Origin of the sequence: Variovorax sp. M-6 (assembly GCF_052114385.1) — a bacterium.
Taxonomy (GTDB): domain Bacteria; phylum Pseudomonadota; class Gammaproteobacteria; order Burkholderiales; family Burkholderiaceae_C; genus Variovorax.
Map to the genome: position 1 here is coordinate 35,177 of NZ_JBFREQ010000006.1, position 22,608 is coordinate 57,784.

The following is a 22,608-nucleotide window of genomic DNA, read 5'->3' on the forward strand; positions in this document are numbered from 1 at the left end:
CAGCTAGGCCGGCTGCATCTGCTTCGAGCGTCGCGGTCGAAGGCATCGCCGCTATTGCAGCTTGACTTCGACCCGGCGCGCTTCCGCCGGCGGTCCGTCGGCCTGGGCCTGTGCCGGCTTGGCGAGTTCGACCTTGTCTTCCGGCACGCCGGCGATCTTGAGGGCTGCGCCCACCGCCATCGCACGCTTCTTGGCGAGCTCGGCATTCTTCTCGGGGTCGCCGGTGGCGTCGTGATAGCCGCTCACCAGCACGCGGCCGCCGCTCTGCACGGATTTCACGATGTCGGCGAGCGCCGCGCTGGAGCCCGCGGGCACTTCCGCACTGCTGGTGGCGAAGTAGAACTTGACCACGCCGCCTTCGGCCTTGATCGAGGCCCCGGTATCGGCTGCGGCCACCGCCGCCGCCGCAGGTGCCGCCGCAGCGGGCGCCGCGGCAGGTGCTGCCGGTGCGCTGACCGGTGGCGGGGCCGCGGCCGGCGCCGTCATGGCACCCGCGTCGCCGGCGTGGAACTTGACCACCAGCGGCACGATCAGCAGCGCCACGATGTTGATGATCTTGATCAGCGGATTCACTGCGGGGCCGGCCGTGTCCTTGTAGGGATCGCCCACGGTATCGCCGGTGACCGCCGCCTTGTGCGCCTCGGAGCCCTTGCCGCCGTGGTGGCCGTCCTCGATGTACTTCTTGGCGTTGTCCCAGGCGCCGCCGCCGGTGCACATCGAGATCGCGACGAACAGGCCGGTGACGATGGTGCCCATCAGCAGGCCGCCCAGCGCCTTGGGCCCGAGCACCAGGCCGACCACGATCGGCACCACCACGGGAAGCAGCGAGGGGATCATCATTTCCTTGATCGCCGCGCCGGTCAGCATGCTGACGGCCCGCCCGTATTCGGGCTTGCCGGTGCCTTCCATGATGCCGGGGATCTCGCGGAACTGCCGGCGCACTTCCTCGACCACCGAGCCGGCCGCGCGGCCCACGGCTTCCATCGCCATCGCGCCGAACAGGTAGGGAATCATGCCGCCGATGAACAGGCCGACGATCACCATCGGGTCGCTCAGGTTGAAGCTGATCGCGAGCCCGTAGCCTTCGAGCTTGTGGGTGTAGTCGGCGAACAGCACCAGTGCCGCGAGGCCGGCCGAGCCGATGGCATAGCCCTTGGTCACGGCCTTGGTGGTGTTGCCCACCGCGTCCAGCGGGTCGGTGACGTCGCGCACGCTGGCCGGCAGCTCCGACATCTCGGCGATGCCGCCGGCGTTGTCGGTGATCGGGCCGTAGGCGTCGAGCGCCACCACGATGCCCGCCATGCTGAGCATCGCGGTGGCAGCCACTGCGATGCCGTAGAGACCGCCCAGCGTGTACGAGGCCAGGATCGCGATGCAGACGCAGATCACCGGCCAGGCGGTGGAACGCATCGAGACGCCGAGGCCCGCGATGATGTTGGTGCCGTGGCCGGTGGTCGAGGCCTGCGCGATGTGCCTGACCGGTGAGTACTGGGTCCCGGTATAGAACTCGGTGATCCAGACCAGCGCCGCGGTCAGGGCCAGGCCGACGAAGCAGGCGCCGAACAGCTTCAGCTGGCTGCCCGTGGCCGCGATCGCGTTGTCCGGGATCAGCCAGCTGGTGACGAACCAGAAGGCGATCAGCGACAGGATGCCCGCCACCGCCAGGCCCTTGTACAGCGCCGGCATCACGTTCACCATGCCCGGCGAGGCCTTGACGAAGAAGCAGCCGATGATCGACGCGATGATCGACACGCCGCCGAGCGCCAGCGGGTACATCACCGCATTGACGGGCGCCGCCGTCACCATCAGCGCGCCCAGCACCATGGTTGCGATCAGCGTCACCGCATAGGTCTCGAACAGGTCGGCCGCCATGCCGGCGCAGTCGCCGACGTTGTCGCCCACGTTGTCGGCGATCACCGCCGGATTGCGCGGGTCGTCCTCGGGGATGCCGGCCTCGACCTTGCCCACCAGGTCGGCGCCGACGTCGGCGCCCTTGGTGAAGATGCCGCCGCCGAGCCGCGCGAAGATCGAGATCAGCGAGGAGCCGAAGGCGAAGCCGATCAGCGGATTGAGCAGGTTCGCGAGGCTCTTGTCCGGCGTCAGGGCGCCGTTGCCCGCGAGGAACCAGTAGAAGGCCGAGACGCCCAGCAGGCCCAGCCCCACCACCAGCATGCCGGTGATGGCGCCGCCGCGGAAAGCCACGTCCAGCGCCGGGCCGATGCCCTGGGTCGCCGCCTGCGCGGTGCGCACGTTGGCGCGCACCGATACGTTCATGCCGATGAACCCGCAGGCGCCCGAGAGCACCGCGCCGATGATGAAGCCGACCGCCGTGGTGACGTCGAGAAAGATCCCGATCAGGATCGCCAGCACGATGCCGACCACCGCGATGGTGCGGTACTGCTTCGCGAGATAGGCCGCCGCGCCGGTCTGGATCGCGGCCGCGATCTCCTGCATTCGGGCGTTGCCCGGGTCCTTGGAAAGAATCCAGCTGCGCGCCCAGAAGCCATAACCCACGGCCACGAGGCCGCAGACGATGGCGAGGACGAGAGGGGTGTTGCCAGTCATGCCTTGCTTCTCCAGTCGTTCGTTGTAACTAGTGGAGACGAAAGCCCGACCCTGTGCGCAACGCGTACGGGACAGTGCTTCCGCCGCGTTGCTTCCTCGAAGCCCGGTGCCGCGAAGGGCAGGGGCCGATTGGCCAACGTGGGCAATTTACAGGCAAAAGTGACTTTCTGTGCGACTGCGCCGTGACATGGAAAGTAAACTTCGGGTTTGTCCGCATCCCGCTAACACTTTCAACTACTCCAAGACAGACCATGTCCCTCGGCCAAGTTTCCCCCGGCAAAGACGCCCCCGAAGCCTTCAATGTCGTCATCGAGATCCCGATGAACGCCGACCCGATCAAGTACGAAGTCGACAAGGAATCGGGCGCGATCTTCGTCGACCGCTTCATGACCACCGCGATGCACTACCCGACCAACTACGGCTATGTGCCGCAGACGCTGTCGGGCGACGGCGATCCGGTCGACGTGCTGGTGATCACGCCCTGGGCGCTGGTGCCGGGCGTGGTGGTGCCCTGCCGGCCGATCGGCATCCTCATGATGGAAGACGAGGCCGGCGTCGACGGCAAGGTGCTCGCCGTGCCGACCGACAAGGTGCTGCCGATCTACAGCCACTGGAAGAAGGTCGAGGACGTGAACCCGATGCGCCTGAAGGCCATCACCCACTTCTTCGAGCACTACAAGGATCTGGAAGCCGGAAAGTGGGTCAAGGTCCTGGGCTGGGAAGGCATCGATGCCGCCAAGAAGGAAATCCTGGACGGCATCGCGAACTTCAAGAAGTAGGCTCGTCGGCGTCGCGCCGGTGCGCAAGCCGGTACAGCAGCGGCAGCACCAGCAGGGTCAGGGCGGTCGACGACAGGATGCCGCCGATCACCACGGTGGCCAGCGGCCGCTGCACCTCGGCGCCGGTGCCGGTGGCGATCGCCATCGGCACGAAGCCCAGCGACGCCACCAATGCCGTCATCAGCACCGGCCTCAGCCGGGTCAGCGCGCCTTCGTGGATGGCCTGGTCGAGGCTGCGGCCCTCGTCGCGCAGGTTGCGGATGAACGACAGCATCACCAGCCCGTTGAGCACCGCGACGCCTGACAGCGCGATCAGCCCGACTGCGGCCGAGATCGAGATCGGGATGTCGCGCAGCCACAACGCGACGATGCCGCCGGTCAGCGCGAACGGAATGCCGGTGAAGACCAGCAGCCCGTCCTTCAGGTTGCCGAACATCGCGAACAGCAGCACCAGGACCAGCAGCAGCGCCACCGGTATCACGACCTTGAGCCGCGCCGTCGCCGATTCGAGCTGCTCGAAGGTGCCGCCCCAGGTGCTCCAGTAGCCGGTCGGCAGCTTGACCTTGGCCTGCAGCGCCGCCTCCGCCTCGGGCACGAAGCTGCCGATGCTCCGGCCCTGCACATTGGCGCTCACGACGACGCGGCGCTTGCCGTTCTCGCGCGAGACCTGGTTGGGTCCGGGCGCGATCTCCAGCGTGGCGAGCTCGGACAGCGGCACGAAGGCGCTGCGGCCGTTGCCGTCCTTCGGCAGCGCGATCGGCAGCCGGCCCAGCGCCTCGATGTCGCCACGGACCGATTCAGGCAGCCGCACGACGATGTCGAAGCGGCGGTCGCCCTGGAAGAAGGTGCCTGCTTCCTTGCCGCCGATGGCGATCGAGACCGCCTCCTGCACTTCGTTCATGTTCAGGCCATGGCGCGTGGCCTTGGCGCGGTCGATGTTCACGCTGAGCATCGGCAGTCCGGTGGTCTGCTCGACCTTCACTTCCGTCGCGCCGGGGACGGCCTGCAGCACGGCCGCGATGCGGTTGGCGGTGTCGTTCAGCACCTCGTTGTCGTCGCCGAAGACCTTGACCGCGACGTCCGAGCGCACGCCCGAGATCAGTTCGTTGAAGCGCAGCTGGATCGGCTGCGAGAACTCGTAGTTGTTGCCCGGCAGCTGGGCCACTTCCTCGCGCACCGCGGCCAGCAGTTCTTCGCGCGTCCTGCGCGGCGCGGGCCACTCGGACTCGGGCCTGAGCATGATGTAGCCGTCGGAGATGTTCGGGGGCATCGGGTCGGACGCGATTTCGGCCGTCCCGGTGCGCGCGAAGATGCGCTCGATCTCGGGGAATTTCTGCTTCAGCCGCTCTTCGATGCGGGACTGCATCTCGACCGATTGCGTGAGGCTGGTGCCCGGTATGCGCAGCGCCTGAATCGAGAAATCGCCTTCGTTGAGATTCGGCACGAACTCGCGGCCCAGCCGGCTCCCCGCCAGCAGCGACAGCGCCACGACCACGACCACCGCCGTCAGCACCACGGGGGTGTTGGCGATGCTGTGGCGCAGTGCCGGCGCGTACCAGCGCCGGGCCCATTGCATCAGGCGGTTCTCCTTCTCGGCGACCTTGTCGCCGATGAACAGCGCGACCGCCGCCGGAACGAAGGTGACCGAGAGGATCATCGCGCCGACCAGCGCGATCACGACCGTGAAGGCCATCGGCTGGAACATCTTCCCCTCGACGCCGGTGAGCGCAAAGATCGGCAGGTAGACGATCATGATGATCAGCTGCCCGAAGATCAGCGGACGCCGGGCCTCCTTCGAGGCCGCGAACACCTCGTGGAAGCGCTCCGAGCGCGTCAGCGGCCGGCCGTGGTGCGCCTGGGCATGGGCGAGCCGCCGCACGCAGTTCTCGACGATCACCACGGCGCCGTCGACGATGATCCCGAAGTCGAGCGCGCCCAGGCTCAGCAGGTTGGCGCTGATCCGGTAGTGCACCATGCCCGTGAAGGTGAAGAGCATCGAGAACGGAATCACCAGCGCGGTGATGATCGCCGCTCGGATGTTGCCGAGGAACAGGAACAGCACCGCGATCACGAGGACCGCGCCCTCCAGCAGGTTCTTCTTCACGGTCGCGATCGCCTTGTCGACCAGCACCGTGCGGTCGTAGACCGTGACTGCCTTCACGCCCGGCGGCAGGTTGCGGTTGATCGCGGCCATCTGCTTGTCGACCGCCTGCGAAACGGCGCGGCTGTTTTCTCCGAGCAGCATGAAGACCGTGCCGAGCACGACTTCGCGGCCGTTCTCGGTGGCGGCGCCGGTGCGCAGCTCCTGCCCGATCGCCACCTCGGCGACGTCGCGAATGCGCACCGGCTGGCCTTGCGCGCTGCCGACGATGATCTCGCGGAGGTCATCGATCGACTTCACCTGGCCCGGCGCACGCACCAGGTACTGTTCGCCGCGCCGCTCGATGTAGCCGGCGCCGACGTTGGCGTTGTTGCGCTCCAGTGCCGTGACCACGTCCTGGAGGCTGAGGCCGCGCGCGGCCAGCCGCTCCAGGTCAGGCGCCACCTGGAACTGCTTGTCGAAACCGCCGATGGTGTTGATCTCGGTGACGCCCGGCACGTTGCGCAGCTGCGGCTTGATCACCCAGTCCTGGATCTCGCGCAGGTCGGTCGGCGTGTACGGCGTGCCGTCGGGCTTCCTCGCATCGTCGTCGGCCTCCACCGTCCAGAGGTAGATTTCGCCGAGGCCACTGGAGATCGGTCCCATGGTGGGCGTCACGCCGTCGGGAAGCTTGTCCCTGGCCTCCTGCATGCGCTGGTTGACGAGCTGGCGCGCGAAGTGGATGTCGGTGCCGTCCTTGAAGATCACGGTCAGCTGCGACAGGCCGTAGCGCGACAGCGATCGCGTCTGCTCCAGGCCCGGCAGCCCGGCCATCACCGACTCGATCGGGTAGGTGACGCGCTGTTCCATCTCGAGCGGCGAGTAGCCGGGCGCCGAGGTGTTGACCTGCACCTGGACATTGGTGATGTCCGGGATCGCGTCGATGGGCAGCCGCCCGTAGTTGTAGATGCCGAGGGCGCTCATGCCGAGCACGGCGAGGAGCACCAGCCATCGCTGTTCGATGGCGAAGCGTATGAGGCGTTCGAACATGTGTGTCTGTGGCCTTAGTGGGTGTGGCTCGCGCCGGCTTTGCCGAGCTCGGACTTGAGGACGTAGGTGTTCGAGCTGGCGTAGCGGGCGCCCGGCGCCAGGCCCTGCGTGATCTCGACGAACGGACCGCCCCTGCGGCCCACGGTCACCGGCTGCGCGACGAAGCCGCCGGGCACGGCCAGGAAGACCACGCTCCGGTCATCGAGCGTCTGCACCGCTTCGGCGCGCACGCTCACCGGCGCCTCGACCTCCTGCGCGATCACGGTCATCGTGACGAACAGGCCGGGCCGCCACGCGAGCTGCGGATTGGCCAGCGTGACGCGCGCCTTCGCGGTGCGCGTCTGTTCGCCGATCAGCGAGCCGACATAGGACACCGTGCCCTCGGCCTTGACGCTGGAGGCCGTGGAGGTGACGAGCACCTTGCCGCCGACGCGCACCTTGTCGATGTCCTGCGCGGGCACGGCCATCTCGGCCCACACCGAGGAGAGGTCCGACAGCGTGAAGACGTTGGCATCCTCGCGCACGGCTTCGCCGAGCGCCATGTGCTTCTCGACGATGGTGCCCTCGAAGGGCGCGCGCAGCTCGAACTGGTTCAGCGCGCCCGACGCATTCGTGGCGCCGACCGCGCCGAGTTTCTGCTGCGCGTTCTGCACTGCGATGCGCGCTTCCTGCCATGCCGTGCGGGCCTGCTGATAGTCCTGCTCGGCGGAGATCCTGTCTTTCCAGAGCTTTTCCTCTCGCTCGTAAGTCGAGCGGGCCAGTTCGAGGCGCCGCTGCGCGGTCAGCAGTTCGCTGCGCTGCTCGGACAATGCGGTGCTGGCGATGACGGCCAGCAGCTGGCCCTTGCGGACCTGCTGCCCCAGTTGCACGGGCACGCTTTCGACCACCCCGGCGAGCCGCGGCACCACGTGGGCGGTCCGGTCTTCGTTGAAGCGGATCTCGCCCGGCAGCTGGAGCGTGACCTGCACGCGGGCGCTGCCGGCCACCTGCTGTTCGATGCCGGCGGCCTCGATCTGCCCGGCGGACAGTTCGACCCTTTCCTGTTTTTCTTCCTTCGCGCCGTGAGCGTGCTCCTTGTCGCCATGGCCTTCGGGCTCCTTGTGGCCGGCGGCGGCTTCCTTGCCGTGGTGCTCCTCGTCGTCATGGCCGGCGGTTTCTTCATGGCCATGTCCATGGCCCGCGTCGGCGCTGTCCGGCGAGCGCCCGGTCATCAGCATGGCGGCGCCCGCGAGCGCGCCCAGGATCACGATGGCCGCGATCGCGACCTTCTGTTTGTTCGAGAGTGTCATTTCGCTGCCTGTTCGTTGGGTTGGCGACCGAGAATCCGGTCGAGCGTCGTGGCGGCCTGGTAGGCGCTCGTCACGGCGTCGACGTAGCGCACGCGCGCCTGCAGCAGGCTGCGCTGGGCGTCGAGCACGTCGAGGAAGCCGAACTTGCCGGCTTCGAATCCACGCGTCGCCGCATCGTGTGCCTGCCGGGCGGCCGGGAGGATCGCGGTCTTCAGCATCTCGGCCGACGCGCGGGCTCGCGCGAGGCGGCTCGACGCCTGCTGCACTTCATTCACGAGCCGGGTGCGCGCCGCCCGCAGGTCGTCCTCGGCCTTGGCCGCGCGGCTGCTGGCGGCTTGAAGCCGGCCCTGGTTGCGGTCGAACAGGGGCAGGGGCACGGTGAGGCCCACGATGGCCTGCGTGAGCTGCGTCTCGTTGAGTCGCTTGGTGCCGACGTTGAGCGTGAGGTCCGGGTACTGCTTGCTGCGTTCGACATCGACGCCGGCCTGGCGCCTTTCAAGTTCGAGTCGGCTCGCCATCAGCGTCGGCGAGGCATCGAGTTCGGCCAGCAACTGCTGCACCCCGGGCCGCACCGGCCAGGCATCGAGGTCGCCGCGCACCTGGGCATAGACCAGTTCGGGGCTGCCCCAGAACGAGGCCAGGGCCTGTCGCGCGTTTTGCAGTTCGGCCTGCGCGTCCGCCAGTTCCAGCGTCGCATTGGCCTGTTCCACCCGCGCGCGGGTTTCGTCGACCGGCGAGATCTTGCCGGCCGTCACCTTGCGGGCCGTGACCTCGGCGCCGCGCGCGGCCAGGTCGGCCGAACCGGCGGCGAGCGTCACGCGCTCTTGCCCCACCAGCACGCGAAAGAATGCCGCTACCAGCTCGGCGCGCAGATCGGCCTGCGCCCCGGCCAGCGCGGCGCGGGCCAGATCGGTCGTTCGCTCGGCTTCCGCGACGCGCGCGGCGCGCTTGCCACCGAGCTCGAGCGGAATGTTGAGCTGGGCGGTCGTGGTCCGAAAGGCCTGGCGCTCGTCCTCGACCAGCAGGGCCAGTTCCGGATTCGGCAGCAGGCCGGCCTGCTGCCGCTCGCCTTCGCTGGCCTCGACCTCGCGCCGGGCCGCCGACACGCTCGGGCTGTAGGCCTCCGCGAGGGCCGAGGCCGTTGCCAGCGACAGCGCATTCGCAGGATCGTGGCGGGAAGTTGAAGAAAAAGTCTCAGGCTGGGCCTGGACGTGAAAGGGACTGGACAAGGCGGCCGCCAGCCCGAGCGGCCATAGAAGTCTTCGCATCGAATCTCATGAGGGTTGAACCAGAGGATTCGGCGGGACGGAAACGGGGATGTGTGTTGCGCGTCTCGCCGGTCAAGCGAGACGGGGCCACTGAGGCCGGTCGGGGGCGCGCGGCTGCGCGGACAGGTAGTGGTGCGGCGGCGCCGCCGCGCGCCTTGGCGTGAGGTCGGGTGCGAGGGTCGCGCCATCCGGCGCCGGCAGCGGCAGCGCGCAGGACGCATGGCAGGCGCCGCAGTCGTTGTCGAGCAGACCCTGGCCCGCGGCGGCCTTCTGCGGGTCGGCCTGGTGAAGGTGGCCGTGGTGCCCGATGTGTGTCGCGTGGCCCGGATTGCTCTCGTGCGCGCAATAGGCGCTGGCACTGGCCCAGGTCAGCTGCAGGGGCAGCAGCAGCGCGAGCAGGAACCAGAATCGGTGCAATCGGGACATCGGCGCGGAGTATAGAAGCGGGCCCCTTGTCCCTGCGCCGTCGAGGCCTTCATTCGTCGTCGTGGCGAAACGGGCTGCGTTCGCCCAGGTGGTCCAGGTAGTTCTCGATGCCGGCGCCTTCGCGCTCGAGGAAGCGCTCGACCGCGTCGGCGAAAGCCGGGTGCGCCAGCCAGTGCGCGCTGGTGGTGCGCACCGGCATCAGCGCGCGCGCCATCTTGTGCTCGCCCTGGGCGCCGCCCTCGAAGCGCTCGACGCCGTGCGCGATGCACCACGCGAGCGGCTGGTAGTAGCAGGCCTCGAAGTGCAGGCAGTCGACGCGTTCGAGAGCGCCCCAGTAGCGGCCGTAGGCGACCAGCGGCGCCGGCGAGTCGTCGGCGCCGCCGAGGCCGGCGGACAGCGCGATCAGGCTGGTCGCGATCGGTTTGCCCTCGCGCTCGGCGACGAACAGCAACCAGGCCTCCGGCATGCCGGAGGCCATCCGGTGGAAGAAGTCGCGGTTCAGGTACGGCGGGTTGCCGTGCTCGCGGTAGGTGCGGGCATAGCAGCGATAGAAGAAATCCCAGTCCGCGCCGCTGATGTCCGTCCCGCGCGACCAGCGAAAGCTCACGCCGGCGTCGTGCACCTTGCGGCGTTCCTGGCGGATCTTCTTGCGCTTGTCGTGCGACAGGCTGGAGAGGAAGGCGTCGAAGTCTTTCCAGGGGCCGGTTCCGCCGCCGGGCCGCCCCAAGGCGGAACGCGCCCCCTCGGGGGGCAGCGAGGACACGTCAGTGCCGAGCGTGGGGGCCGTAGTTCCGCCGCCGGGCCGCCCCAAGGCGGAACGCGCCCCCTCGGGGGGCAGCGAGGACACGTCAGTGCCGAGCGCGGGGGGCGCATTGATCCAGTGGAACTGGACCGTGTGGCGCAGCATCAGCCCGGCTTCGGCGCAGGCCGCAATGTCCTCGTCGGCGCCGAACAGCAGGTGCAGCGAGGACAACGCTTCCTCCTTGCACCAGGCCACGGCGGCCTGCACCAGCAGCACGCGGCTTTCCGCGTCGCGTGCCAGGAGGCGGGCGCCCGGCACCGGCGTGAACGGCACGGCGGCGACAGCCTTGGGGTAGTAGGCCAGCCCGTGCTCCTGGTAGGCGTTGGCCCAGGCCCAGTCGAAGACGTACTCGCCGTAGGAGTGGTCCTTGACGTAGAGCGGGCAGGCCGCCACGAGCAGCTTGCCCCGCCACAGCGTGATGAACTGCGGCGTCCAGCCGTTCGCGGGCGAGGCGCAGCCGCTGGCGTCCAGGGCGGCCAGGTAGGCATGGCGCATGAAGGGGGAGGGGGCGGGCTGCGAGGCCAGCAGGCCGTCCCAGGCCGCCGGGTCGATCTCGGACGGCGAGCGGTGGATGCGGACGATCGGCGTGCTCAAGGGCGTTCCGCCTTGCGCTTGCCGGCCCCGAAGGACTCGGCGATGTAGATGCCGCCCAGCACCAGGGCCAGGGCCGCCGCGTGATAGGCCGACAGCGGCTCGCCGAGGATGAGGACGGCCAGCAGCGGCCCGAAGATCGGCACCAGATTGAGGAACACGCCGGCACGAGCCGGCCCGATCAGCGTCACGGCGTGGATGAAGGTGACCTGCGAGATGAAGCTGGGCAAGAGACCGATGAACAGCACCAGCGCCACGCCCTTGCCGGTCGGGACGAAGAACTGCCCCATCGCGATTTCCGCGGCGACGAGCGGCAGCGAGACCACGCAGGCCACCGCGGCGGTTGCCGCAAAGAAGACGATCGCGGGCACCGCAGGGCGGCGCCGAAGTCCCAGGGCATAGCCGGCATACAGCAGGCAGGCGACGACGATCCAGACATCGCCGATGTTGAAGGCCAGGTCGGTCAGCAGCGCGAGTTGCCCGCGCGAGGCCACGACCGCGATGCCGCCGAGCGTGAGCACCACGCCGACGATCTGCAGGGCCGTGATGCGGGTGGCGAACAAGAAGAAGCTGCCGATCAGGACGAGCACCGGAATGGTGCCCTGGATGATCGCGATGTTGATCGCCGTCGTGTGATGGGCCGCCGCATAGAAAAGCGCATTGAAGCCCGTGAAGCCGAGGGTCCCCATCAGCGTGATCGAGCGCCAGGACGGCAGCAGCGTGCGCCAGTGCTCGGCGATCTGCTGCCTCGCGGTGAAGGCCAGCGCCACGCAGCAGACGATCCAGCGCGAGAAGGTCAGCATCATCGGCGACACCTCGCCCACCGCCAGCCGCGCCGCCACGGCGTTGGCGCCCCAGATGAGGGTGGTGAACACGAGCAGCAGATAGGCCTGGCCCTGAGGCCTGGGAAGCACGGAGTCGAAGAAGCTGGCGAGAGGGGTACCTGGGCGCATCGCCACCGAGGGTAACAGGGCACGCCGTTCGAGGTCGGCCGCATGGCGCACGGCCGCCGGGTCCCGGCCGTCGGGGCGAGCGGCGGGCCCCGATGACATAATCATCCAGCCCTTTTCCTGCTCTGATATGACCCTGAAACTTGCCATCGCGCAGCTCAATTTCGTGGTGGGCGATCTCGCCGGCAACGCCCGCAAGATCGTCGACGCGGCGCGCGACGCCTACGGACAGGGCGCGCGCCTGCTGCTCACGCCTGAACTGTCGATCTGCGGCTACGCGGCCGAGGACCTGTTCCTGCGCCCGGCCTTCGTCACCGCCTGTGACGACGCGGTGCGCGCCGTCGCCGCCGAACTGGCCGATCTCGACGGCATGGTGGTGGTGGTCGGGCATCCCACGGGCGGCAGTCTGCGCAGCCGGTCGGTCGCGGTGCAGTTGCGCCACAACGCCGCCAGCGTGCTCAGCGAGGGGCGCGTTCTCGACACCTATGCCAAGCGCGAACTGCCGAACTACCAGGTGTTCGACGAGCGCCGTTATTTCACGCCGGGCGAGGGCGTCTGCGTGTTCGAGGCCGGCGGCGTCTCGGTCGGCCTGCTGATCTGCGAGGACGCCTGGTTCGATGCGCCGGCCCAGCTCGCGAAGGAGGCCGGCGCCGAGGTCCTCGCGGTCATCAATGCCTCGCCCTTCCACGTCGGCAAGGAAGGCGAGCGCATCGTGCGCATGGCCGCGCGCGCCAGGACGGTGAATTTGCCGCTGGTCTATGCGCATCTGGTCGGCGGGCAGGACGAAGTGGTGTTCGACGGCGCTTCCTTTGCCCTCGAGGCCGACGGCGCGACCGCGCTGCAGGCGGAGAGCTTCAAGGAGCGCCTGGTCTTCGCCCAGCTCGAACGCCGCGCTGCCGGCGTCGGCTTCGCGCGCAGCGACGCCGCGATTGCCGCCCCGCGCGGCGCCGAGGCCCAGCTCTGGGATGCGCTGGTGGTGGGCGTGCGCGACTACATCGGCAAGAACGGGTTTCCCGGCGCGATCCTCGGGCTGTCCGGCGGGATCGACTCGGCGCTGGTGCTGGCGATCGCGGTCGATGCGCTGGGCCGCGACCGCGTGCGCGCGGTGATGATGCCTTCGCCCTATACCGCCGACATCAGCTGGATCGATGCGCGCGAAATGGCCAAGCGGCTGGGCGTGCGCTATGACGAGATCTCGATCAAGCACACCTTCGAGTCGTTCCGGGGCGTGCTGGCCGAGGAGTTCAAGGGGCTGGCCGAGGATGCGACCGAGGAGAACCTGCAGGCCCGCATCCGCGGCACGCTGCTGATGGCGCTGTCGAACAAGTTCGGCTCGATCGTGCTGACCACCGGCAACAAGAGCGAGATGGCCACCGGCTACTGCACGCTCTACGGCGACATGGCGGGCGGCTTCGCGGTCATCAAGGATCTTCTCAAGACCACGGTGTTCGCGCTGGCGCGCTGGCGCAATGCCCACGATCCGTACGGCACCGGCACCGAGCCGATTCCCGAGCGCATCATCACGCGGCCGCCGAGCGCCGAGCTGCGGCCGGACCAGACCGACCAGGACAGCCTGCCGCCCTACGACGTCCTCGACGGCATCCTGGCGCGCTACATGGAAGACGACGAGGGCATCGACGAGATCATCGCGGCAGGCTACGAACGTGCCGTGGTCGAGCGGGTGGCCCGCCTGATCAAGATCAACGAGTACAAAAGACGCCAGGCGCCGGTGGGTATCCGCGTCACGCACCGCAGCTTCGGCAAGGATTGGCGCTACCCTATCACCAGCAAGTTCAACGAAACCGCCGGAAGAAAGACCGTATGAAGCAAATCACCGCCATCCTCAAACCGTTCAAGCTCGATGACGTGCGCGAGGCCCTGGCCGAGGTCGGCGTCACCGGGCTCACCGTGACCGAAGTCAAGGGCTTCGGTCGACAGAAGGGCCACACCGAGCTCTACCGCGGTGCCGAGTACGTGGTCGATTTCCTGCCCAAGATGCGCGTCGAGGTGGTGGTCAACGAGGCGGACGTCGAACGCTGCGTCGACGCCATCGTCAGCGCCGCGCGCACCGGCAAGATCGGCGACGGCAAGATCTTCGTGACCAACGTGGAGCGGGTGGTCCGCATCCGTACCGGCGAAGAGGACGAAGCCGCGGTATAGGCTCGCCCCCAGGTTGGGCTCACTTCGTGTAGCCCGCCCACCCCCTACCGGGGGCGACACCGGCGGCCCGGCGAAGCCGGTTCCGCGGTGTCCCACCAACGAGGGCCTGGCTGCGCCGGCCCCCGTGCGTTCAAAGGACTTCTGCGAGTTTGTCCCCCTTGGGGTGACGGCTGGCCTCTTCGGCCAGGGCTTCTAGCAGGGCGGTGGTGTCGGTACCGGTACGCACCAGGTCCATCTGCCAGTCGTTCATGAAGCCTTCGCGCACACTGTTGGCCAGGAAGGTCAGCATGCCGTCGTAATAGCCCGCCACGTTCAGGATGCCGACCGGCTTGTCGTGGTAGCCGAGCTGGCGCCAGGTCCAGATCTCGAACAGCTCCTCGAAGGTGCCGATGCCGCCCGGCAGCGCCAGGAAGGCGTCGGCGCGTTCGCCCATCATGGCCTTGCGCTCGTGCATGGTGTCGACCACGTGCAGTTCATCGCTCTGGCGGTTGGCGAGTTCCTTGTCGACCAGGGCCTTCGGGATGATGCCGACCACGCGGCCGCCGGCTGCACGCGTGGCCTCGGCCACGGTGCCCATGAGGCCGGTGCGGCCGCCGCCATAGACCAGCTGTCCGCCACGCTCGCCGATCCAGCGGCCGACCGCTTGTGCCACGGCCGTGAATTCAGGTCGCTCGCCCGGGCGCGAGCCGCAATACACGCAAATCGAAAAAGAGGGAGTCATCCCGCAATGATGCCGTGCTTATGTGAAACGCTGCCACAGCGCCGCGATCCAGACGCCGCTGCACAGCACAATGGACAGCAGCACGGCAGCGCTTCCGAGGTCCTTGGCGGCCTTCGAAAGCGAATGCCATTCCGGGCCGATGCGGTCGATGGCGGCCTCGACCGCGCTGTTGAGCAGTTCGACGATCAGCACCAGCACCACCGTGGCAACCAGCAGCGCCACCTCGACCCAACTGCGGCCGACCCAGAAGGCTGCCGGGATCATGACGACGGCGCAGAAGACCTCTTCGCGGAAGGCGGCCTCGCGCCAGCCGGCGCGAAAACCGTTCACCGAGATCAGCGCCGCATGCCAGACGCGGGTCAGGCCGCGCCGCAGGGCCTGCGGATTGACCGGGTCGATGCCGCTCATCGCCGGCTCATCGGCCTGGATGCGATCAGGCGGGTGCCGGCCCAGGCGTCGTGCCAGAACTGGCGTTCGGGGTGGAAGCGGGCGAGCAGGGCCCAGACTGCGACCCAGCCGAGGATCAGCACCGACGCTTCGCCGCCGCCGAGCTTGAACGGCGCAATGACGGCCAGCGGCGGCAGGAACCAGACCCAGCTCAGCAGGTAGCGCAGCAGCGCGCGCCCCTGGCTCAGCGCCTGGCCGTGACGATCGACCACGCGGATGCCCCAGGTCTTCATGGCCAGCGTCTGGCCCTTGGCCCAGAAGAAGACGAAATAGACACCGAAGACCACGAACAGAAAGGCTTGGAGCAGGTGCCGGCGCGAATCCATTGCGTCGCGCATCTGGCCCAGGGTGCTGAACAGCCAGCCGGCGACGAACACCACCGCGAACAGCAGCATGCCCTCGTAGAGCCAGCAGGCCATGCGGCGCCAGAGGCCGGGTGCGGCCAGGTGCATGGGGGGTCGAGCGGTGGAGTCCCCGGCCGTGGCCGGGTGGGGTCCGGCGCTGCCGGAGGAACTGGAGGCCATGTGTCGGATCAGGGCGCCGAAGAGGGTTGCTCGGTCAAGCGAACCGGTGGCGTCGAGGTGACCGGCGGCTCCGCGGCGGACGAGTTCGCGGCGGGCGGCGGCACCTGCGCTTCGGCGGAGACCGGCGCTGAGGAGGGCGCCGGAGCCGGCGGGCGGGCAGCTGCCACCGGCGCGGCCGGCGGTGGTGCGAGCAGGATGCGCGGCGCATGCTGGCCTTCGGAGCCGGCCGAGGGCACGGGCGCCAGCTTCTGCGCCGGCACCGGCCGGATCGTGGCGGCCGCACCCGGCGTCACCGTCGGGCTGGCGCTGGCTGCGAGCCGGCTTTTTTCCTCGTCGCTGAGCGCCTGGTAGGCCTCCCATTTGGCCTTGCGCTCATCGGCGGGCAATTGCTTCGCATCGGCGAAATTGAGGCGGGCCTGGGCCCGCTCCCGGTTGCTCAGCTTGGACCATTCCTTCATGCGGCTATGAAGGATTTCCTGGTCTGCGGTCGACATCTCTGCGTAATCGCGCACGATCACCAGCCATTTGCGCTTATGTGGTTCTGTCAGCTCGTCCCATGTGGAGGCCAGGGGCTCCAGCGCCCGCTGTTGGCGGGCGCTCAGGTCGCGCCACGTCGGCTTGGACGGGGGTTTCGTGGCCTGGGTCTGTGTCTTGACGGTCTGCGCCCCGGCAGGCGTTGCCGCCACGAGCCCCAGCCCGCCCAGCGTCAGCAGCGCTGCGAGACAAACGCTCGCGGCCGGCGTCGAGACGTACACCGGGTGGAGCGCCTGTGCGCAAAGGAGGAGAGAACGCAGCATTCGAAATGGAGTGTCAGCGCTCGGCAGCGTCGTCGCTGGTCTTCAGGAACTGGGCGAAGCCGGGATCGGTGTAGGCCGCAGGCGGCAGGTCGTCGGTCAGCAGCGCGGAGTCGACTTCCGCCAGTTCGTTGGTGCGGCGGTCTTCCTGGATCACGCTGATCGCCATCAGGCCCGCGACCAGCGCCACCAGCGGCAGCACCGAGCCGATGCGGGTCCACCAACCGCCGCCGAGGGCCGCGGCCCGTCCGCTGGCAACCACCACCGGCGCCGACTTGAATTGCGGCACAGTCTTGCGGCGCGCCACGGCCTGCACGCGGGCGGCGCGCAGACGCTCGCCGACCTCGTGCGAGAGTTCGAGATTGCCGGCAGACAGGCGCGCGGCGACCCGGCGACCGAATTGCTCTTCAAAGGCAATGGCGGACCCTGGCGGGGCAGTATTTGTTGTGTTCATAGCGAAATTCCCTTGGCTTTGAGCGCCTTGCTCAAGGCGTGCACGGCGCGCGAACAGTGGGTTTTGACGCTCCCTTCGGAGCAACCCATCGCGGCGGCCGTCTCGGCGACGTCCATGTCTTCCCAGTAACGCATCAGAAAGGCCTCGCGTTGACGCCCTGGCAGAGCGGCGATCTGCTCCTCGATCTCGTGGAAGATCTGGGCCCTTCGGGTGGTGTCTTCGGCGCTCTCGGTCTCGCGCGTGTCGGTGGGGGCCTGGACGTGCTCGAGCAGGTCGAAGTCGCCGTCGTCGTCGAGCGATTCGAAATCGCTCAGATTGGAGAACAGCGCCCGGCGCGTCTTCTGCCGGCGGAACCAGTCGAGCGTGCAGTTCGACAGGATGCGCTGGAACAGCATCGGCAACTCGTTGGCCGGCTTGTCTCCATAGTGCTCGGCCAGCTTCATCATGCTGTCCTGCACGATGTCGAGCGCCGCTTCCTCGTCGCGCACGTGGTAGACCGAGCGCTTGAAAGCGCGTCTTTCGACACTCTTCAGGAAATCGGAAAGTTCTTGTTCAGTGGCCAAGCGAATCCGGCGCAGGGAAAGTGCGCCGCGTGGGGAGGTGTCTCTGGGACGTTTGTCTTTTTGTCGCGCGGATTATGCCTCTGCGCCCGGATCGGGCCCGGGCCGGCCGCAAGGCAGCGTTCCGGTGTCATAATCCGCCTTGCAAGTCAAAAGGCAAACGGGTCACGGTCCGGCGGTATACAGATACGCCCATGGCTGTGGCCTCAAGTCCTGACGCGGCTTCAAAAGAGCTGGCGAAGGGGCACCCAAGGTTTTTCGTTCCCGAAAAAACGCAAAGGTTCATCATGGAAATCTCGAAGGCGGAACTCGCTTCCGCAGCAGCCGCATCCTCAGGGATGGGCAATCAAACCCAAGAGCTCATGGGCGCCGAAGTGCTGGTCAAGGCACTGCAGGCCGAAGGCGTCAAGTACGTCTGGGGCTATCCCGGCGGCGCGGTTCTCTACATCTACGACGCGTTCTACAAGCAGGACACCATCCAGCACGTGCTGGTGCGCCACGAGCAGGCCGCCGTCCACGCGGCCGACGGCTATGCCCGCGCCACCGGCGATGTCGGCGTTGCGCTGGTCACTTCGGGCCCCGGGCTGACCAACGCGGTCACCGGCATCGCGACGGCCTACATGGACTCGATCCCGATGGTGATCATCTCGGGGCAGGTGCCGACCGCCGCGATCGGCCTCGACGCGTTCCAGGAATGCGACACGGTCGGCATCACGCGGCCGATCGTCAAGCACAACTTCCTCGTCAAGGATCCCAAGGATCTGGCGATGACGATGAAGAAGGCCTTCCACATCGCACGCAGCGGCCGTCCGGGCCCGGTGGTGGTGGACGTGCCCAAGGACGTCTCCTTCAAGAAGGTGCCCTACAGCGGCTATCCCGACAAGGTCGAGATGCGCTCGTACAACCCGGTGCGCAAGGGCCACGGCGGCCAGATCCGCAAGGCCCTTCAGCTGTTGCTGACAGCCAAGCGCCCCTACATCTACACCGGCGGCGGCGTGCTGCTCGGCAACGCCACCAACGAGCTGCGCACCCTGGTCGACATGCTCGGCTACCCGGTCACCAACACGCTGATGGGCCTGGGCGCCTATCCGGCCAGCGACCGCAAGTTCCTCGGCATGCTGGGCATGCACGGCACCATCGAAGCCAACAACGCGATGCAGAACTGCGACGTGCTGCTGGCCGTGGGCGCGCGCTTCGACGACCGCGTGATCGGCAACCCGAAGCACTTCGCGCAGAACGAACGCAAGATCATCCACGTCGACATCGACCCGTCGAGCATCTCCAAGCGCGTCAAGGTCGACATCCCGATCGTCGGCGACGTCAAGGACGTGCTGACCGAGCTGATCTCGATGATCCGCGAGAGCACCGTCCGGCCCGACGCCGGGGCGCTGGCCAGCTGGTGGAGCACGATCGAGGAATGGCGCGGCAAGGACTGCCTCAAGTACGACCGCGGCAACAAGGACGTGATCAAGCCCCAGTACGTCGTCGAGACGCTCTGGAACATGACCAAGGACGCCGACACCTACATCACGTCCGACGTCGGCCAGCACCAGATGTGGGCCGCGCAGTACTACCGCTTCGACGAGCCGCGCCGCTGGATCAATTCGGGCGGCCTGGGCACCATGGGCGTGGGCATTCCGTACGCGATGGGCATCAAGCTGGCGAAGCCCGAATCGGAAGTGTTCTGCATCACGGGCGAAGGCTCGGTGCAGATGTGCATCCAGGAGCTGTCCACCTGCCTGCAGTACAACACGCCGATCAAGATCTGCTCGCTGAACAACCGCTACCTCGGCATGGTGCGCCAGTGGCAGGAGATCGAGTATTCGGGCCGCTACAGCCACAGCTACATGGACGCGCTGCCCAACTTCGTGAAGCTGGCCGAGGCCTACGGCCATGTCGGCCTGCTGATCGAACGCCCGCAGGACGTGGAACCGGCGCTGCGCGAGGCGCGCAAGCTCAAGGACCGCACCGTGTTCATGGATTTCCGCACCGACCCGACCGAGAACGTGTTCCCGATGGTCAAGGCGGGGATGGGCATCACCGAGATGCTGCTGGGTTCCGAGGATTTGTAACAGACGATAAGCCGGTCCGCTGCGCGGACTCGGCTCCTTCCATAACTTTTTTCCGGACGATTCAATCGCTTGTCGAGCCCGCGCATTACCGTGCACGGGGGAGGGCGGCGAAAAGAGGAGTCCTGCTGACATGAAACACATCATTGCCGTGCTGCTCGAGAACGAGCCCGGTGCACTCTCCCGCGTCGTCGGCCTGTTCTCGGCCCGCGGCTACAACATCGAATCGCTGACCGTCGCGCCGACCGAGGATCCGAGCCTCTCGCGCATGACCATCGTCACCGCCGGCTCGGACGACGTGATCGAGCAGATCACCAAGCACCTGAACCGCCTGATCGAGGTCGTCAAGGTGGTCGACCTGACCGAAGGCGCCTACACCGAGCGAGAGCTCATGATGGTGAAGGTGCGCGCGGTCGGCAAGGAGCGCGAAGAGATGATGCGCATGGCCGAGATCTTCCGCGGCCGCATCATCGACGTGACCGACAAGAGCTACACCATCGAGCTCACGGGCGACCACGGCAAGAACGACGCGTTCCTCGAAGCCATCGATCGCGGCGCGATCCTCGAGACCGTCCGCACCGGCGCCAGCGGCATCGGCCGCGGCGAGCGCATCCTGCGCGTCTGAACCCATCCATCCACACACCAGCGAATCAACGAAGGAGCACTCTCATGAAAGTCTATTACGACAAGGACGCGGACCTGAGCCTCATCAAGGGCAAGACCGTTGCGATCATCGGCTACGGCAGCCAGGGCCATGCGCACGCGCAGAACCTGAACGACAGCGGCGTCAAGGTCGTGGTCGGCCTGCGCAAGGGCGGCGCATCGTGGGACAAGGTCGGCAAGGCCGGCCTCAAGGTCGCTGAAGTGGCCGACGCGGTGAAGTCCGCCGACGTGGTCATGATCCTGCTGCCCGACGAGCAGATCGCCAACGTCTACAAGAACGACGTCGCACCGAACATCAAGGAAGGCGCTTCGCTGGTCTTCGCGCACGGCTTCAACGTGCACTACGGTTTCGTGCAGCCGCGCGCCGACCTCGACGTCTGGATGGTCGCTCCCAAGGCACCGGGCCACACCGTGCGCAGCACCTACACGCAAGGCGGCGGCGTGCCGCACCTGATCGCCGTGCATGCCGACAAGAGCGGCAAGGCGCGCGACCTGGCGCTGTCCTATGCCACGGCCAACGGCGGCGGCAAGGCCGGCATCATCGAGACCAACTTCCGCGAAGAAACCGAGACCGACCTGTTCGGCGAACAAGCGGTTCTGTGCGGCGGTACGGTCGAGCTGATCAAGGCCGGTTTCGAGACGCTGGTGGAAGCCGGCTATGCGCCCGAAATGGCGTACTTCGAATGCCTGCACGAGCTCAAGCTGATCGTCGACCTGATCTATGAAGGCGGTATCGCCAACATGAACTACTCGATCTCGAACAACGCCGAGTACGGCGAGTACGTGACCGGCCCGCGCATCGTGACCGAGGAAACCAAGAAGGTCATGAAGCAAGTCCTGAAGGACATCCAGACCGGCGAATATGCCAAGAGCTTCGTCCTCGAAGCCGCCGCCGGCCAGCCCGCGCTGATCAGCCGTCGCCGGATCAATGCCGAGCATCAGATCGAGGTCGTCGGCGAACAGCTGCGCGCGATGATGCCCTGGATCAAGAAGAACAAGCTGGTCGACCAGACCCGCAACTGATCGGAGCCTTCCGACGCCAGAAGGGCCACCACGCGGTGGCCCTTTTTCATGGAGGCGCGCATTGCGCCTGAACTACACTGCCACCGATGTTTGCTACCCCCCGTCCTGCCCCGTACCCGAGCCCCTTTCGCGCTGGAGGCCGACCCCATGCATGACGACACGCTGCCCGACGAGGTACCCACGCGCAAGCGCCGCAAGGGCATCTACATCCTGCCCAACCTGTTCACGCTGGCGGCACTCTTCGGTGGCTTCTACTCGGTCGTGATGGCGATGAATGCGCGCTTCGACCTGGCGGCGCTCGGCGTCTTCGCCGCGATGATCCTCGACAGCCTCGACGGCCGCGTGGCCCGCATGACCAACACCCAGAGCGCGTTCGGCGAGCAGATGGATTCGCTGTCCGACATGGTGTCCTTCGGCGCCGCGCCCGCCTTGATCGCCTATGAATGGTCGCTCAAGGGCCTGGGCCGTTGGGGCTGGATCGCGGCCTTCGTCTACTGCGCCTGCGCGGCGCTGCGGCTGGCGCGCTTCAACGTCAACACCGGCGTGGTCGACAAGCGCTGGTTCCAGGGCCTGCCCTCGCCCGCGGCGGCGGCACTGGTGGCGGGTTTCATCTGGCTCATGACCGAATGGGGCAAGCGCGGCGGCGAGGTGCTGTACCTCTCGTGGAACCAGATCACCTGGATCACCTTCGGCTTCACGCTGTATGCCGGGCTCTCGATGGTGACCAACGCGCCGTTCTACAGCTTCAAGGACATCCAGATGAAGAAGAGCGTGCCCTTCGCGGTGATCGTGCTGATCGCGCTCGGGATCGCGGTCATCAACATCCATCCGCCGACCGTCCTGTTCGGGGTCTTCGTCGCCTATGGATTGAGCGGCTACGTGGTCTATGCCTGGCGCAAGGCCAAGGGTCAGCAGGTGAGCGTGATCAGCATCTCGACCGACGAACCGGACGAACGAGGCCTGCACAACTAGTCCCGCCCCGGGCCGGCTCAGGTTGCCGGCAACTGGCGAAGGCCAAAAGGGACGCCCTGAGGATCGGCACAGAGGCAGAAGGTGCCGAACCCCTCTTCGGCGGGCCCCGATGCCTCTGCGGTCCCGCCAAGTTCCACGACACGTGTGACGCTCAAGGCCATGTCGGCCACCTGGAAGAACACGAGAATGCCCGGCACCGGATCGGCGCCATGCAAGCCGATCCGCATGGCGGCATGCTGGAACCAGCCCTCGCCGGGCACCTGCGTCGGGTGGAATGGCCAGCCGAACAAACCGCCGAAGAACCGCTGCGACGCCGCCGCGTCTGCGGCGCCGATCTCGAGGTAGGAAACACTGCCGCTCATGGTCGACTCCTGCTGCTTGTTGTTGAGGCTGCCGAGTCTCGGTCTTCGGGTGCAGCGAG

Annotated in this window: 21 protein-coding genes; 7 read left to right on the forward strand and 14 right to left on the reverse strand. The window is 67.4% G+C overall.

The genetic code is table 11. The features are described 5' to 3' along the window. Positions 1-51: 51 nt before the first annotated feature. Positions 52-2,565 (reverse strand): sodium-translocating pyrophosphatase, encoded by a 2,514-nt coding sequence (locus AB4Z46_RS08845; RefSeq protein WP_442283112.1) that lies wholly within the window; start codon positions 2,563-2,565, stop codon positions 52-54. A 251-nt stretch (positions 2,566-2,816) separates the two neighbouring features. On the opposite strand from AB4Z46_RS08845, the gene ppa reads away from it, so the two are divergent. Continuing rightward, positions 2,817-3,344 carry an inorganic diphosphatase gene (gene ppa / locus AB4Z46_RS08850; protein ID WP_162567842.1) on the forward strand — a complete coding sequence of 176 codons (528 nt, stop codon included), beginning with the start codon at positions 2,817-2,819 and terminating at the stop codon, positions 3,342-3,344. Here ppa and AB4Z46_RS08855 read toward each other — a convergent pair. The 6 genes from AB4Z46_RS08855 to AB4Z46_RS08880 form a co-directional block, all read right to left on the reverse strand. Continuing rightward, positions 3,334-6,474 carry a CusA/CzcA family heavy metal efflux RND transporter gene (locus AB4Z46_RS08855; RefSeq protein WP_442283113.1) on the reverse strand — a complete coding sequence of 1,047 codons (3,141 nt, stop codon included), beginning with the start codon at positions 6,472-6,474 and terminating at the stop codon, positions 3,334-3,336. The genes ppa and AB4Z46_RS08855 overlap by 11 nt on opposite strands. Positions 6,475-6,488: 14 nt before the next feature. Next, on the reverse strand, positions 6,489-7,763 hold the full coding sequence (locus AB4Z46_RS08860) for an efflux RND transporter periplasmic adaptor subunit (RefSeq protein ID WP_442283114.1): 1,275 nt from the start codon (positions 7,761-7,763) through the stop codon (positions 6,489-6,491). Further along, positions 7,760-9,031 carry a TolC family protein gene (locus tag AB4Z46_RS08865; RefSeq protein ID WP_442283115.1) on the reverse strand — a complete coding sequence of 424 codons (1,272 nt, stop codon included), beginning with the start codon at positions 9,029-9,031 and terminating at the stop codon, positions 7,760-7,762. The genes AB4Z46_RS08860 and AB4Z46_RS08865 overlap by 4 nt, the downstream gene beginning before the upstream one ends. A gap of 72 nt (positions 9,032-9,103) precedes the next feature. Continuing rightward, complete coding sequence (locus AB4Z46_RS08870) at positions 9,104-9,457, reverse strand: cobalt-zinc-cadmium resistance protein (RefSeq protein WP_442283116.1); 354 nt, start codon at positions 9,455-9,457, stop codon at positions 9,104-9,106. A 49-nt stretch (positions 9,458-9,506) separates the two neighbouring features. Further along, positions 9,507-10,853, reverse strand: a complete 1,347-nt coding sequence (locus tag AB4Z46_RS08875) for a GNAT family N-acetyltransferase (protein WP_442283117.1) — start codon at positions 10,851-10,853, stop codon at positions 9,507-9,509. Further along, positions 10,850-11,908, reverse strand: a complete 1,059-nt coding sequence (locus AB4Z46_RS08880) for a DMT family transporter (protein ID WP_442283118.1) — start codon at positions 11,906-11,908, stop codon at positions 10,850-10,852. Before AB4Z46_RS08880 ends, AB4Z46_RS08875 begins: the two co-directional genes overlap by 4 nt. A gap of 22 nt (positions 11,909-11,930) precedes the next feature. Between AB4Z46_RS08880 and AB4Z46_RS08885 the strand changes: the two genes are divergently transcribed. Together AB4Z46_RS08885 and AB4Z46_RS08890 are read left to right on the forward strand one after the other, a co-directional pair. Further along, the gene (locus AB4Z46_RS08885; protein ID WP_442283119.1) at positions 11,931-13,625 is read left to right on the forward strand and encodes an NAD+ synthase; all 1,695 of its coding nucleotides are present in this window, start codon (positions 11,931-11,933) and stop codon (positions 13,623-13,625) included. Beyond that, on the forward strand, positions 13,622-13,960 hold the full coding sequence (locus AB4Z46_RS08890) for a P-II family nitrogen regulator (protein ID WP_286368035.1): 339 nt from the start codon (positions 13,622-13,624) through the stop codon (positions 13,958-13,960). Before AB4Z46_RS08885 ends, AB4Z46_RS08890 begins: the two co-directional genes overlap by 4 nt. 130 nt (positions 13,961-14,090) lie before the next feature. Here the strand turns inward: AB4Z46_RS08890 and AB4Z46_RS08895 are convergent, their stop codons facing one another. The 6 genes from AB4Z46_RS08895 to AB4Z46_RS08920 form a co-directional block, all read right to left on the reverse strand. Beyond that, positions 14,091-14,681, reverse strand: coding sequence for a TIGR00730 family Rossman fold protein (locus AB4Z46_RS08895; RefSeq protein WP_442283120.1), 591 nt, complete (start codon positions 14,679-14,681; stop codon positions 14,091-14,093). An 18-nt stretch (positions 14,682-14,699) separates the two neighbouring features. Further along, positions 14,700-15,089 (reverse strand): diacylglycerol kinase, encoded by a 390-nt coding sequence (locus AB4Z46_RS08900; RefSeq protein ID WP_442283121.1) that lies wholly within the window; start codon positions 15,087-15,089, stop codon positions 14,700-14,702. Beyond that, positions 15,086-15,580, reverse strand: a complete 495-nt coding sequence (locus tag AB4Z46_RS08905) for an RDD family protein (RefSeq protein WP_442283122.1) — start codon at positions 15,578-15,580, stop codon at positions 15,086-15,088. Before AB4Z46_RS08905 ends, AB4Z46_RS08900 begins: the two co-directional genes overlap by 4 nt. 80 nt (positions 15,581-15,660) lie before the next feature. Then, positions 15,661-16,407, reverse strand: a complete 747-nt coding sequence (locus AB4Z46_RS08910; protein ID WP_442283123.1) for a DUF3106 domain-containing protein — start codon at positions 16,405-16,407, stop codon at positions 15,661-15,663. Between the two features lie 55 nt (positions 16,408-16,462). Beyond that, positions 16,463-16,900, reverse strand: a complete 438-nt coding sequence (locus tag AB4Z46_RS08915) for a DUF3619 family protein (protein WP_442283124.1) — start codon at positions 16,898-16,900, stop codon at positions 16,463-16,465. Next, complete coding sequence (locus AB4Z46_RS08920) at positions 16,897-17,463, reverse strand: RNA polymerase sigma factor (RefSeq protein ID WP_442283125.1); 567 nt, start codon at positions 17,461-17,463, stop codon at positions 16,897-16,899. Before AB4Z46_RS08920 ends, AB4Z46_RS08915 begins: the two co-directional genes overlap by 4 nt. A gap of 284 nt (positions 17,464-17,747) precedes the next feature. On the opposite strand from AB4Z46_RS08920, the gene AB4Z46_RS08925 reads away from it, so the two are divergent. The 4 genes from AB4Z46_RS08925 (at position 17,748) to pssA (ending at position 22,187) form a co-directional block, all read left to right on the forward strand. Further along, the gene (locus AB4Z46_RS08925) at positions 17,748-19,532 is read left to right on the forward strand and encodes an acetolactate synthase 3 catalytic subunit (RefSeq protein ID WP_442283126.1); all 1,785 of its coding nucleotides are present in this window, start codon (positions 17,748-17,750) and stop codon (positions 19,530-19,532) included. Between the two features lie 130 nt (positions 19,533-19,662). Continuing rightward, positions 19,663-20,154: an acetolactate synthase small subunit gene (gene ilvN, locus AB4Z46_RS08930; RefSeq protein WP_076998466.1), complete on the forward strand. Its 492-nt coding sequence runs from the start codon at positions 19,663-19,665 to the stop codon at positions 20,152-20,154. 44 nt (positions 20,155-20,198) lie between these two features. Continuing rightward, the gene (gene ilvC, locus AB4Z46_RS08935; protein WP_442283127.1) at positions 20,199-21,215 is read left to right on the forward strand and encodes a ketol-acid reductoisomerase; all 1,017 of its coding nucleotides are present in this window, start codon (positions 20,199-20,201) and stop codon (positions 21,213-21,215) included. Positions 21,216-21,362: 147 nt separating this feature from the next. Continuing rightward, a complete protein-coding gene (gene pssA / locus AB4Z46_RS08940) occupies positions 21,363-22,187 on the forward strand; it encodes a CDP-diacylglycerol--serine O-phosphatidyltransferase (protein ID WP_442283128.1) in 825 nt (274 codons plus the stop codon). A 17-nt stretch (positions 22,188-22,204) separates the two neighbouring features. On the opposite strand, the gene AB4Z46_RS08945 is transcribed toward pssA, so the two are convergent. Next, complete coding sequence (locus AB4Z46_RS08945) at positions 22,205-22,549, reverse strand: VOC family protein (RefSeq protein WP_442283129.1); 345 nt, start codon at positions 22,547-22,549, stop codon at positions 22,205-22,207. Positions 22,550-22,608 lie beyond the last annotated feature (59 nt).

Bases quoted from the DNA above. Each gene is read 5' to 3' on its own strand.
- AB4Z46_RS08845 (WP_442283112.1), bottom strand. From the start codon at position 2,565: ATGACTGGCAACACCCCTCTCGTCCTCGCCATCGTCTGCGGCCTCGTG.
- ppa (WP_162567842.1), top strand. From the start codon at position 2,817: ATGTCCCTCGGCCAAGTTTCCCCCGGCAAAGACGCCCCCGAAGCCTTC.
- AB4Z46_RS08855 (WP_442283113.1), bottom strand. From the start codon at position 6,474: ATGTTCGAACGCCTCATACGCTTCGCCATCGAACAGCGATGGCTGGTG.
- AB4Z46_RS08860 (WP_442283114.1), bottom strand. From the start codon at position 7,763: ATGACACTCTCGAACAAACAGAAGGTCGCGATCGCGGCCATCGTGATC.
- AB4Z46_RS08865 (WP_442283115.1), bottom strand. From the start codon at position 9,031: ATGCGAAGACTTCTATGGCCGCTCGGGCTGGCGGCCGCCTTGTCCAGT.
- AB4Z46_RS08870 (WP_442283116.1), bottom strand. From the start codon at position 9,457: ATGTCCCGATTGCACCGATTCTGGTTCCTGCTCGCGCTGCTGCTGCCC.
- AB4Z46_RS08880 (WP_442283118.1), bottom strand. From the start codon at position 11,908: ATGATTATGTCATCGGGGCCCGCCGCTCGCCCCGACGGCCGGGACCCG.
- AB4Z46_RS08885 (WP_442283119.1), top strand. From the start codon at position 11,931: ATGACCCTGAAACTTGCCATCGCGCAGCTCAATTTCGTGGTGGGCGAT.
- AB4Z46_RS08890 (WP_286368035.1), top strand. From the start codon at position 13,622: ATGAAGCAAATCACCGCCATCCTCAAACCGTTCAAGCTCGATGACGTG.
- AB4Z46_RS08895 (WP_442283120.1), bottom strand. From the start codon at position 14,681: ATGACTCCCTCTTTTTCGATTTGCGTGTATTGCGGCTCGCGCCCGGGC.
- AB4Z46_RS08900 (WP_442283121.1), bottom strand. From the start codon at position 15,089: ATGAGCGGCATCGACCCGGTCAATCCGCAGGCCCTGCGGCGCGGCCTG.
- AB4Z46_RS08905 (WP_442283122.1), bottom strand. From the start codon at position 15,580: ATGCACCTGGCCGCACCCGGCCTCTGGCGCCGCATGGCCTGCTGGCTC.
- AB4Z46_RS08915 (WP_442283124.1), bottom strand. From the start codon at position 16,900: ATGAACACAACAAATACTGCCCCGCCAGGGTCCGCCATTGCCTTTGAA.
- AB4Z46_RS08925 (WP_442283126.1), top strand. From the start codon at position 17,748: ATGGAAATCTCGAAGGCGGAACTCGCTTCCGCAGCAGCCGCATCCTCA.
- ilvN (WP_076998466.1), top strand. From the start codon at position 19,663: ATGAAACACATCATTGCCGTGCTGCTCGAGAACGAGCCCGGTGCACTC.
- ilvC (WP_442283127.1), top strand. From the start codon at position 20,199: ATGAAAGTCTATTACGACAAGGACGCGGACCTGAGCCTCATCAAGGGC.
- pssA (WP_442283128.1), top strand. From the start codon at position 21,363: ATGCATGACGACACGCTGCCCGACGAGGTACCCACGCGCAAGCGCCGC.
- AB4Z46_RS08945 (WP_442283129.1), bottom strand. From the start codon at position 22,549: ATGAGCGGCAGTGTTTCCTACCTCGAGATCGGCGCCGCAGACGCGGCG.